Annotated in this window: 8 protein-coding genes; 4 read left to right on the forward strand and 4 right to left on the reverse strand. The window is 61.8% G+C overall.

Translation table 11 applies throughout. The annotated features are described in order from the left end of the window. Nucleotides 1–105: 105 nt before the first annotated feature. On the reverse strand, nt 106–1341 hold the full coding sequence (locus tag ACQ5BM_RS22085) for an ABC transporter substrate-binding protein (RefSeq protein ID WP_429815919.1): 1236 nt from the start codon (nt 1339–1341) through the stop codon (nt 106–108). 520 nt (nt 1342–1861) lie between these two features. On the opposite strand from ACQ5BM_RS22085, the gene ACQ5BM_RS22090 reads away from it, so the two are divergent. The 3 genes from ACQ5BM_RS22090 to ACQ5BM_RS22100 all read left to right on the forward strand — a co-directional run bounded on the left by ACQ5BM_RS22090 (nt 1862) and on the right by ACQ5BM_RS22100 (nt 5100). Next, nucleotides 1862–2920 (forward strand): LacI family transcriptional regulator, encoded by a 1059-nt coding sequence (locus ACQ5BM_RS22090; RefSeq protein WP_429815922.1) that lies wholly within the window; start codon nt 1862–1864, stop codon nt 2918–2920. Nucleotides 2921–3090: 170 nt separating this feature from the next. Then, complete coding sequence (locus tag ACQ5BM_RS22095) at nt 3091–4713, forward strand: ABC-F family ATP-binding cassette domain-containing protein (protein WP_429815925.1); 1623 nt, start codon at nt 3091–3093, stop codon at nt 4711–4713. A 198-nt stretch (nt 4714–4911) separates the two neighbouring features. Then, on the forward strand, nt 4912–5100 hold the full coding sequence (locus tag ACQ5BM_RS22100; protein ID WP_429815928.1) for a hypothetical protein: 189 nt from the start codon (nt 4912–4914) through the stop codon (nt 5098–5100). A gap of 45 nt (nt 5101–5145) precedes the next feature. Here ACQ5BM_RS22100 and ACQ5BM_RS22105 read toward each other — a convergent pair whose 3' ends face one another. Both ACQ5BM_RS22105 and ACQ5BM_RS22110 read right to left on the reverse strand, forming a co-directional pair. Beyond that, nucleotides 5146–5595 (reverse strand): response regulator, encoded by a 450-nt coding sequence (locus ACQ5BM_RS22105; protein WP_429815931.1) that lies wholly within the window; start codon nt 5593–5595, stop codon nt 5146–5148. After that, complete coding sequence (locus ACQ5BM_RS22110) at nt 5570–9061, reverse strand: chemotaxis protein CheB (protein WP_429815934.1); 3492 nt, start codon at nt 9059–9061, stop codon at nt 5570–5572. The genes ACQ5BM_RS22105 and ACQ5BM_RS22110 overlap by 26 nt, the downstream gene beginning before the upstream one ends. Nucleotides 9062–9309: 248 nt before the next feature. Between ACQ5BM_RS22110 and ACQ5BM_RS22115 the strand changes: the two genes are divergently transcribed. After that, nucleotides 9310–10308 carry a chemotaxis protein CheB gene (locus ACQ5BM_RS22115; RefSeq protein ID WP_429815937.1) on the forward strand — a complete coding sequence of 333 codons (999 nt, stop codon included), beginning with the start codon at nt 9310–9312 and terminating at the stop codon, nt 10306–10308. A 740-nt stretch (nt 10309–11048) separates the two neighbouring features. On the opposite strand, the gene gndA is transcribed toward ACQ5BM_RS22115, so the two are convergent. Beyond that, the coding region (gene gndA, locus ACQ5BM_RS22120; RefSeq protein ID WP_429815940.1) for an NADP-dependent phosphogluconate dehydrogenase at nt 11049–12046 on the reverse strand (998 nt) is incomplete at its 5' end.

A 12046-nucleotide genomic window follows, 5' to 3' on the forward strand; every position in this document is an offset into this window, starting at 1 on the left:
ATGGGGCCGCGAACGCATCACGCGCGGACTCACGGCACGCTCACGCCATGCCGGATGGGAGGCTTTGACCGGCCTCTTCAACGAGGCCGGCCAAGGCAGTTGCGGTTACTCCGCCGCGGCGATGATCTCGGCGAAACGCTTCTGCGCGTCTTCCGGGGTGATCGACGGGTTGGCGAAGAATTCGGAGAACAGGTCCTCCTTCTGCTTCTGGCTGTCGGCCGAAAGCAGCTGGTCGGTGCCCTGGATCACATTGCCCTTGGCAAGGATGTCCAGGCCCTTCTTCATGCAGTCGTTGGCGGCGGCGAGATCGACGTCGCCGCGCACCGGCAGCGAGCCCTTCTTGAGGTTGAAGGCAACCTGCGTCTTCGGATCAAGCAGCGTCGATGCGAGCACTTCCTGCGCCTTGGATTTCTCCTCGTCCTTCAGGAGCGGGAAGTAGAAGGCGTCGCCGCCGGTCGAGATGATCTCGTTGACGCCGAGGCCCGGCAGGCAGGTGTAATCCGTTCCGGCCTTCTGGCCGGCCAGAGCAAACTCACCCTGCGCCCAGTCGCCCATGATCTGGCCGCCGGCCTTGCCGGTGATGACCATGTTGGTAGCCTGGTTCCAGTCCTGGACATTGGTGCCCTTCGACATGCGGCGGGCATCGTCGGCAGCCTTGAAGACCTTGGCGATTTCCGGGCCTGCCGCCACTTCCTCGTCCTTGTCGCCGAAGACCTTCTGGAAGGTGTCCTTGCCGGCGATCGCGACCATCAGCACGTCGAAAGCGCCGGCTGCCTGCCAGGGCTGACCGCCGACGGCAAGCGGCACGATGCCGGCCTTTTCCAGCGCCGGTGCTGCCGCCACGAACTCATCCCAGTTCTTCGGCACTTCGACGCCGGCTTTCTTGAAGGCGGCGTTCGACAGCCACAGCCACTGCCAGGAATGGATGTTGACCGGCGCGCAATAGATCTTGCCGTCGATCGTGCAGGAATCGAGCAGGCTCGCCGGCTTGATGATGTCCTTCCACTTCTCGCGGGTGGCGACATCGGTCAGGTCGCGCATCAGACCGGCCTGGACCAGCTCTTCCGCCTGGCGGCCATGGTTGAACTGCGTGGCGCCCATCGGGTCGCCGCCGGTGATGCGGCTGATCATGATCGGGCGGGCGGTGCCGCCGGATCCGGCGATCGCGCCATCGACCCAGTGATTGCCCGTCGCATCGAAGGCCTTGGCCAGTTCCGCAACCGCGGCAGCTTCGCCACCGGACGTCCACCAATGGGTCACTTCAAGATCGGCAGCCTTGGCCGCGCTGAGCGGCAGGGCCACGGCGGCCGAAAGCACGACGGCGAAAGAACGTAAATTCATGAGTCTCCTCCCTCACTGTAACGTTACCGTAAAAAACTTAATGCAATCGATTACAGGACGCAACACCCACCACAATCGATTTAAACAGAATCTTGGAAAACACCTATTGCGTGCATATGACATCGGGCGTCCAAAGCGCTTTGCACTCAGGCCTGAACTCCTCATTGCACGAGAAAGATCCATATAAATAACTGATATAACTAAATTTTAATGAGATGCCATAGGCCAAGTCGACAATCTTCACCCGTCATGGGCAAAACGCACGCGGACAAAAGCGAGATTCAACCAGACCGCTTCATCTTTCGCAGCGCAGCAACAAAAATGCTCGACATCGCAACTGTATCGTTACAGATTTGAAGCAATTCGCTCCGTCCGAAGCAGGATAGCCGCTCGCTGCTTTTCGTATATAAGGCGATGAAGTGACGCGGCGGGCAGCAGTGGACAGGGCTGAACCGACGCGGTTCGCTGCCGGACGGACAACGCCGGCAGCGGGCGGGCAGAGAATGGGCGGGTGACGGCAATGGACAGCAAGACGAAAAACAGGCCGCAGACGCCGCCGCCGGACGGTGGCCGGCCGACCCTGAAGACGATCGCCTTCATGACCGGACTTGGCATCACCACGGTGTCGCGGGCGCTGAAGGATGCGCCCGACATCGGCGCGGAAACCAAGGAGCGCGTGCGCCTCGTCGCCAAGCAGATCGGCTATCAGCCGAACCGCGCCGGCGTGCGCCTCCGGACCGGCAAGACCAATGTCATCAGCCTGGTGCTGACCCTGGAGGAAGAGATCATGGGCATCACCAGCCCGATGGTCGTCGGCATCACCGAGATCCTCGCCGGCACGCCCTATCATCTGGTGGTCACGCCCTATAGCGCCGTCAAGGACGCGCTGGCTCCGATCCGTTACATTCTCGACACGGGCGCCGCCGACGGCGTGATCATCTCGCGCACCGAGCCGCACGACCCGCGCGTGGCGCTTCTGACCGAGCGCGGCCTGCCCTTCGTCACCCACGGCCGCACCGAGATGGGGATCGTCCACCCCTATCACGACTTCGACAACGAGCGCTTCGCCTATGAGGCGGTGCGCAAGCTTGTCGCACGCGGCCGTCGGCGGCTCGTGCTTCTGGAACCGCCTCCCCACCTCACCTTCTATTCCCACATGCGCGCCGGCTTCGAGCGAGGGCTGCGCGATTTTCAGGCGGACGCGGTCGGCTTTCACCAGACCAACATCGATCATTCGCTCGTCGAGATCCGTGACGCCTTCGAAGTGCTGATGCGCTCCGAGGATGCGCCCGACGGCATCGTTTCCGGCAGCGGCTCCGGCGCGATCGCGCTGATCGCCGGCCTGGAGATGGCCAAGAAGAAGCTCACGGAGGACTGCGACATGGTCTCGAAGGTCCCGAGCGACTTCCTGCGCTGGCTGCGGCCGGAGGTCATGACCATGTACGAGGACATCCGCGTCGCCGGCCGGGAGCTCGCCAAGGCCGTGATCGGCCATATCGACGGCGCGCCGCCGGAGACGCTGCAGAGCCTCAGCCAGCCGGAGTTCCAGCCGCCGATCATCCGCGGTTTGCGAGCCTGAACCGACAGAGCGGGATGAGGAGAAGTGTATGCGGTTTTCCGCCCGCATCCCGCTTCAACTCGTCTCCGAAATTCCCTTGCTGTCTTGCTTGTGACGCAGAAACCTGCGACAGGCCGGGGCAACATTTCGGCGCAAGTGCGCCCCTCTCCTCCCTTCAGGCTACCGCAGACATGATCCGTATCGAAAACATCAGCAAGCAGCTCAGCCACCGCATCCTGTTCATCGAAGCTTCAGCCGCGCTCAATCGCGGCGAAAAGGTCGGCCTCGTCGGCCCGAACGGCGCCGGCAAGACCTCGCTCTTCCGCATGATCACCGGCGAGGAAGTGCCGGATGAAGGCCAGGTCGCCGTCGATAAGGGCGTGACCATCGGCTACTTCAACCAGGACGTCGGCGAAATGGCCGGCGGCAGCGCCGTTGCCGAGGTGATGAACGGTGCCGGTCCGGTGAGCGAAGTCGCCGCCGAGCTGCACGAGCTCGAGGCTGCCATGGTCGATCCGGATCGTCTCGACGAGATGGACGCGATCATCGAGCGCTACGGCGAGGTGCAGGCGCGCTACGAAGAGCTCGGCGGCTACGCGCTCGAGGGTCGCGCCCGCGAAGTGCTGGCGGGCCTGAGCTTCAGCCAGGAAATGATGGACGGCGACGTTTCGGCGCTTTCGGGCGGCTGGAAGATGCGCGTAGCGCTCGCCCGTATCCTGCTGATGCGGCCCGACGTGATGCTGCTCGACGAGCCGAGCAACCACCTGGATCTCGAAAGCCTGATCTGGCTCGAAGACTTCCTCAAGAACTACGACGGCGCGCTGATGATGACCTCGCACGACCGCGAGTTCATGAACCGCATCATTACTAAAGTTATCGAGATCGACGGCGGCTCGCTCAACGCCTATTCCGGCGACTACGGTTTTTACGAGCAGCAGCGCGCCCAGAACGAAAAGCAGCAGCAGGCGCAGTTCGAGCGCCAGCAGGCGATGCTTGCCAAGGAGATCAAGTTCATCGAGCGTTTCAAGGCGCGCGCCTCGCACGCAGCCCAGGTGCAGAGCCGGGTGAAGAAGCTCGACAAGATCGACCGGGTCGAGCCGCCGAAGCGCCGCCAGTCGGTCGCCTTCGAATTTCGCCCGGCGCCGCGCTCCGGGGAAGATGTCATCAACATCAAGGGCGTGCACAAGAAATACGGCAGCCGCAGCATCTATGAGGGGCTGGACTTCATGGTGCGCCGTCGCGAGCGCTGGTGCATCATGGGCGTCAACGGCGCCGGCAAGTCCACTCTGCTGAAGCTCGTTGCCGGCTCCACCGAGCCGGACGAAGGCAATGTCACCCTCGGCGCCAGCGTCAAGATGGGTTACTTCGCCCAGCACGCCATGGACCTGCTCGACGGCGACCGCACGGTACTGCAGCAACTGGAAGATACCTTCCCGCAGGCCGGCCAGGCGCCGCTTCGCGCGCTTGCCGGCTGCTTCGGCTTTTCCGGCGATGATGTCGAGAAGAAGTGCCGCGTGCTTTCCGGCGGCGAGAAGGCGCGCCTGGTGATGGCGATCATGCTCTTCGATCCGCCGAACCTGCTGGTGCTCGACGAGCCGACCAACCACCTGGACCTCGACACCAAGGAAATGCTGATCAGGGCGCTGGCAGAATACGAAGGCACCATGCTCTTCGTCTCGCACGACCGGCACTTCCTCGCCGCACTCTCCAACCGCGTGCTGGAGCTGACGCCCGAAGGCATCCACCAATATGGCGGCGGCTATACCGAATATGTCGCCCGCACCGGCCAGGAGGCCCCGGGGCTCAGGAGCTAAGTCTCCGCCGGCCCGCGCGCCGCTTTCGCCAAGCCCGGCGCGCTTTTCCGGAACCATCTCGGCTGTCGGCGGTTTATCCTATTGACGCAGGCAACGCATCGTCAGGGGGTTTCGCGCGTCTCATGGACCGTGATGCTGAGGTGCCGACGGTGCGTTGCCGCCATCGTTTGCTGGTGACGATGAAAGCGTGTGGGCATCATGAAGACCAAGCACTATGTGCTGCAAATTTTTCGGGCCGCCTTCACCGACAGGCTGCTGCTGATCATCGTTTCATTGATGATCGCCTCGCTCTTCGCCGTGTTGCCGATCAAGTCATGCTCCAATCCAGGACCCTCGAGCGGTCCCGGTTCGGCGGAGATATCGACGCCCGTTTCGACGATCGGTTAATGGCCGAATATTGCGGCGGAAAACCGTTTCAAGGCTTCTGGAGCTTCAGCTAGTCGCCCTGCGCGCCTTGTCACTTTTTTCCGCTTTGTCACTTCTTTCTCCGGAGACAGGCAAAAGCAGCTTCGCCGCGTGCACCAGGTCGGCCATCCTCGCAGGTTTGTCGATGAAGGAAACTCGCCCGTAATGTGCCGTCATCGATTCAGGCAACGGTTGCCCGCTGTAGAAAAGAAACGGAATCCCACGCTCTGTGAGCAAATCGCAAACGGGCTGCGTGGTTACGCGCGCGAGCCGAATGTCCAAGATCGCGAAGGACAGGGTCTCATTTCCGGCTGCGGCTACAGCATCTGATAACTCGGAAAATGGCCCGACAACGTCGGCGCCAGCCTCTTGCAGCGCCGCTTCGATGTCGAGAGCGATGAACAGCTCATCTTCGACAACAAGACCCCTCGTACCTCGAAGCACCCCTTCATTATCTGTCCCCGCCGTCGTCATCATGGGTCTCCGGAAGCTCGATTTCGAGCGTGCAGATCAAGCCGGAAGGACGAAACTCTCGGTTTACCGTGGCGCCCGGAAGGCTTTTCTCGATCACCACGCCGCCAAATCCTTGTTTGGCCGGCGCCTTGACCGGCGGTCCGCCGCTCTCTTCCCAAACAACAATCAACTCCCGGTCGTTGTTCCCGTTTTTCCAGCTCAGCTTGACACGCCCATTTTCGGTGCTGAGCGCTCCATACTTCAGAGCATTCGTGGCAAGCTCGTGCAGGACCAGGCCAAAAGGCGTGGCAAGCGAGGGTGGCAACTCAAATGGTGCGCCTTTGATCTGCAGCTTTTTCTTGTCGGCGCCGTAGGCATTGAGCTGGCTCATGGCCAGCGCACCAAGCTCCGCCCCGCTCCATTCCGATTTGAACAGCAACTGGTGGGCGTTGGCCAAGGCTGAGAGCCTCCCCTCAAAACGCTCGACGAACTCTTCGCTGGAGCTTGCCGCGCGCAGGGATTGACGGGCAAGCGACTGGACCACCGCAAGCGTGTTCTTGACACGATGGCTAAGCTCGTTGACGAGGAGCTGCCGGCGCTTTTCCCACCGCTTTCGATCCGTGACATCGCGAGTGCTTTCGAGTACGAGCCGCCGATCGCCGAGCGGAAGCAACTCGATCTGGCTCTCGATCGTCAGGACCTGGCCCGATTTCGTCGTGTGGCGCAGTTCGCCACTCCAGTGACCGGTCGCAAGAAGCGATTGGCGCAGTTGCTCGAACGACGAGTCAGGAACTTCGGTTTTCAGCAACTCTTCCTTTCTCCGACCGAGAGCTTCGTCACGCGAGTAGCCGTAGAGTTCCTCGCTGCCGCGATTCCACTGCATTATGCCGTTGTCGAAGTCCCAGACAAACATCGGCGAGCGCGAAAGCTCGAGAAGCCGCGAGGCTTGCTCCAGCCGCTGTTTGCTTTCCCTTGCGCTCTCTTCGGCGCGGCGCCGCTCCGTGACATCGACGAAGGTGGCAACGACGCCGTCAATCTTGTCGTCGATCGTCCGGTAAGGGCGTATCCGCACGAGATACCATCTGTCGTTCCGGCTTTTGACCTCGTGCTCCACTGGCGCGAGGTTCTCGAGGACGGAACGCGCATCGTCCGCCAGGCCTTCATAGTCAAGCTGATGTGTGAAGTCGGTGATCGGCCGTCCTTCATCGTTCTGTGTGACGTTGAAGATTTCGGTAAGCCGCGGCGTGAAGCGCTTGATGCGCAATGAGGGATTGAGAAAGAGCGTCGCGACATCAGTCGCGGCCATGAGGTTTTGCAGATCGCTGTGGGCGCGCGAAACGCTTTCGAGCTTGAGTTTCAGCTCGTTGTTGACGGTCTGAAGCTCTTCGTTGATCGACTGCAATTCCTCCTTGCTCGTTTCGAGCTCTTCAGCGGTTGAACGATATTCCTCGTTCATCGACTGGAGCTCTTCGTTTGCAGCGCGCAATTCCTCGTTTGCGGCCTCGGACTCCTCCCGCGTCACCCGTAGACGGTTCTGGGCAAGTTGCAGTTCCTCCTGCAGTTGGCGGATCGTCTGGTTCGTCGCCGGTCTGTCATCGAGGTTTTCGGAGAAAATCTCGTCCGTCTTCTCGACAGGCTCGCCTTCTATAAAGAGAACCAGAACGTGGCGCGTTGGATCGCTGCCCTGAATGACCGGCTTGACCTGAATGTAGACGCGATGCTGGTGTCCCTCCAATTGCGCGAGGATTGGCATGCTCAAGGTTGCTTCGTTGCGCTCGAATGCCCTGTGCAAAGCGGCCCGCAGGTCGAAGCGGAACTCTTCGCGCACGAGATCGGTCGCGTCGGTGCTGACTGGCCCACCGGACGGACGAAGAAACCGGCCGGCATTTTCAGATAGGTGGATGGCGCGATGACCTTCATCGACAAGCATGCTCGGTGGGGCGATCTTCTCAAGCATCTGCCGGTGGAGCGCGACATCGCTGATGCTGCCGCCCGCTGACGGAGCACGCGTGTAGATCGGCGCACGCTCGGCAGTGTGGTGTGGGCCAAGCAAGACCGGCAATGCCGGTCTGCGGTCGTTGCTGCTTGCAAGCGAGCGGTAGATCCGGGCTTCTCGGTCGACGGTGCGGAAGAGACCTGCGGGTTGGTCGGCGTTTTCAGACGACCCGAGAAAGAGGAAGCCGCCGGCATTGAGCGCGTAGTGGAAGGTGTTGCAAACCTGCTGTTGCAGCTGCCGGTCGAGGTAGATCAACAGGTTACGGCAGGAAATCATATCCAGATGCGAAAAGGGCGGATCTCGAAGAAGGCTGTGACTGGCAAACATGACAGTGTCACGCAGCTCGCGACGCACCCGGTAGTGCTCGCCTTCGCGCTGAAAGAACCGGCGCAATCTCTCTTCCGAAAGATCGCTCTCGATCGTCACGGGGTATCGGCCTTCCCTGGCGATTGCCAGTGCTCGGTCGTCCAGATCGGAGCCGAACACCTGAATCTCCGGTGAAAGGTCTCTCCGGGCGGCTTCCTCTAGCAAGAGGATGGCGATCGTGTATGTCTCTTCTCCCGTCGCGCAGCCCGGCACCCAGACTCGAATTCGTTCGCCCATTTCCTTGGCATCGAAAATCTGCGGAACTGCGTTCTGCGCCAGTGAATGGAATGCGGCCTGATCACGGAAGAACATGGTGACCGAGATCAGAAAGTCGGTAAAGAGCGCCTGAGACTCCTCGGGCGTATCGCGCAGATGCGCGTAATAGTCGGCAAGAGTCTCCTTGCGGGTGACCTGCGCGCGCCGCGCAATGCGACGCAGAATCGTCGCCCGCTTGTACTGCGAGAAGTCGTGGCCCGTGCGCACCCGCACATGTGCCAGGATTCTTCCAAGCCAATCCTCGTCTCCAGATCGAACATAGGTCGACGGAAGCTGGTCGCGCAGCGTCAGCAATTCTGCAAGTCGGTCGGCGATCTGTGGAAGCGGCAGCACGAAATCAGCGGCCTCGGTGTCGATAGCGCTGCGCGGCATGGAAGCGTATTCGGCATCGTTCGGATCTTGTACCAGCACGATCCCGCCGGCTTCCTTGATGGCGGTCACGCCTAGGGCACCGTCAGCACCCGCACCGGTGAGGATCACCGCAAACGCTGGCCCATGGTCTTCGGCAAGCGATCTCAAGAAGAGATCGATTGGGGCGCGGCGGTTGTAACCTTCATTATACGGCAGCGCGGTAATCATCCCGTCTTCGATTTTGAGGCGCCGGTTTGGTGAAATGACGTAAACATGGTTTGCCCTGAGGGGCGCTTCCTCGTCGACCTGCATCACTGGCATTGCCGTATGCACTGCGAGAATGCCCGCGAGTTCGCTCCTGTGCTCGGGGTCGAGATGAACGATCACGACGAATGCCGCGTCGGTATCGTCGGCCATCTGATCGAAGAAGGTCTGGAGCGCCTGAACGCCACCTGCCGAAGCTCCGATGGCGACGATTGGAAGGTCTAGTTCCTTGTCCATGCTTACCCCCTGACGCTCGCCGCTGCGTCGCTTGCGGCCGCAAATCGGCCGTGTATTGTCCGTGCCTTCCGGCGCGATTTTCCTGCTCCGGAATGGCCGAGCATTCTACACCTGAGTACGATTTGCCGGCACAACTCTTACAGCAGTGGCCAGACCGATACCAAGCAGATTTGGGAAAACTTCCCTATTCGAAGAATTCCGAGAACAAAATGGCGTGCCAGGGGTTCTGACGTGAAGGAGAAGCCACGATGGAAACCCGCAGTTTCATCGCGATGGGCGGGTCGGTGGGCTCGGTAGCTGCTATAAGGCAACTGCTTGCGGAATTGCCGGCTGGCTTCAATCCCACGATTTTCATCGCCGTTCATGTCGGCGCCCGGGGAAACAACCTGCTTTCCGACATCTTCGCGGAGCACGCACCGATCCCGGTGACAACAGCGATTGATGGTGAGCCGATCGAACGCGGGCATGCCTATGTCGCGCCGGCCGACCGTCACTTGATCATAAGTCGGGGTTCGATCCGTCTTGGCAACGGTCCGCGGGAGAACCTCGCCCGGCCGGCCATCGATCCTTTGTTTCGATCGGTGGGGGTCGCGTACGGTAGCAAAGCCATCGGTCTCGTCCTTTCCGGACTGTTAAACGACGGCGCTGCGGGTCTTGCCGATCTGAAGCGGTGCGGCGGCATCGCCGTCGTCCAGAACCCTGCCGACGCAGAAGCGCCGGACATGCCGTTCGGGGCCTTGGCGGCAACGGACGTCGACTATCGCGCGCCCCTTGCCGATCTCCCTGCCCTCCTGGTCAAACTCGCCGCCGAACCCGCTGGCCCCTCGCCGCCGGTTCCAGACGACATCAAGCTGGAAATCGACATTGCACTCGGTCGCCAATCAGGGACGAATGCCATCGCCGAGATCGCGGAAGCCGTGCCTTTGTCCTGTCCTTCGTGCGGGGGCGTTCTTTCGCAAATCAAATCCTCGCCTCCCCTGAGGTTTCGCTGTCAGGTCGGCCACGCCTTCACGTCAGACGTGCTTGCTTCGAGGGAGGACGAATCGATAACAGGGGCAATACGGATGGCGCTCCGCGTTATTGAGGAACGCATCACGCTTAGCGAGAAAATGGCTGAGGATGCCCGCCAGAGCGGGCGAACCGCTGCTGCGACCGCCAATGAGCGGCGGGCAGAAGAAAGCCGGGGCTATGCCGACATCCTGCGACGGGGGTTAGCCGAAGGATTTTCCGCTCCCGTCTCGCGCTGAGATTTTCCCGGTCGAGAAAGGCAGAACTGCGGGTGCGTTGAGTTGTCTTTCAATCTCGTCCGGCAAGGCCGTGAGTCCTTGCAGACGACCTATTGGCGAATTAGCCGTCCAGGACGATTGTTCGCCGGCCCAGGACTTGCCCCCATCCAGCCTCTTTGGCGGGCCTCCGCAAGCTGTTGTGCCACCTCGGGCGCATCGACCAAAGCTCGCAACTGCTCAGTCATCCTTCGGCGCGTGGTGAGGATCATCGGGCGGCTGCCCGTTCGGGTTGGCCGCTGGAGCCTCCCTTGTGTCGCGAGGCGGATGTTTGTCATCGTTGGGTTTCGGCGCCCCTTCCTGGTGAACGCGCCGTCGGGAGGGCCCGGTCTTGGGGCTGCCTGGCTTCGGTGGAGCGGTAGGGTTCTCGGTCACAGGTTCGTCCTCGCGCTTTCAATGGAAGAACCGTTCGGAGGGGTACAAGGTTCCGATCGGACGAAGCTCGTGCCGCAACCCTCGACGCTTTGAACATCGAAAGCGCCGCCGTTCTTTTCCCTGGGGACCGGCGCATCAAAGCGAGCCCATGCGTGCGGCCGGGCGGGGCTGGCCTGGGCCAAGCCGCCGCGCTTGTGCCTTCAAGCCCGACTGGCCATCTTCGCTCGTCGCGCCCCACAAACAAAAACAAAACCCGCCGAAAAAATCGACGGGTTTGTCGGCAGTCCAGGGGCAGCCAAGACCACCCCGTTACGAGCGGCTCGTCAGACTTAGCCGTTGAGGCCACTGCCCCACGGGCCGTGATGGCTGTCGGCGCCGTCAACGCGGTCGAAGCCGTGGGCGCCGAAGAAGTCGCGCTGCGCCTGGATGACGTTGGCCGTGCCGCGGCCGCGGCGGTAGCTATCGAAATAGCCGAGCGCCGAGGCGAGCGCCGGCACCGGCAGGCCGCCGAGCACCGCCGCCGAGACGACGCGCCGCAGCGCCCCGTCGGTCTCCTTGACCATGGCGGCAAAGGCCGGCGTGACGATCAGGTTGGCGGCATCCGGCGCCTTGGTGAAGGCGGTCGTGATCTCGTCGAGGAACTGCGAACGGATGATGCAGCCGGCGCGCCAGATCTTGGCGATCGTCGGCATCGGCAGGTTCCAGCCGAACTCCTTCGACGCCGCCGACATCACCGCAAAGCCTTGCGCATAGGCGCCGATCTTGGCGGCGAGCAGCGCGCTTTCGAGATCCTTGATGAAGGCGGCCCTGTCGGCGACCTGGAAGTCACCGACCTGAGGCAGGCCGAGGATCTTTTCGGCCGCCTCGCGCTCGTCCTTCATCGAGGAGATGCTGCGCGCGGCAACGGCGGCCTCGATGCCGGTTGCCGGCACGCCCATGTTCTGCGCCTCGATCACCGACCACTTGCCGGTGCCCTTCTGGCCGGCCTTGTCGAGGATCATGTCGACGATCGGCTTGCCGGTGAGCGGATCGGCAGCCTTCAGCACCTTCTCGGTGATCTCGATCAGGTAGGAGTTGAGACGGCCCTTGTTCCAGGCGCCGAAGACCTCGCCGATCTCGGTCGCCGACATCTTCAGGCCGTCGCGCAGGATGCCGTAGATTTCGGCGATCATCTGCATGTCGGCATATTCGATGCCGTTGTGGATCGTCTTGACGAAGTGGCCGGCGCCGTTTTCGCCGAGCCAGGCAACGCAGGGGTCGTTGTCGTATTTCGCGGCGATCGAGGTCAGCACGCTTTCGACCCGCTTCCAGGACTCTTCCGTGCCGC

Source organism: Ensifer sp. B1-9, from assembly GCF_050474445.1.
GTDB lineage: Bacteria > Pseudomonadota > Alphaproteobacteria > Rhizobiales > Rhizobiaceae > Ensifer.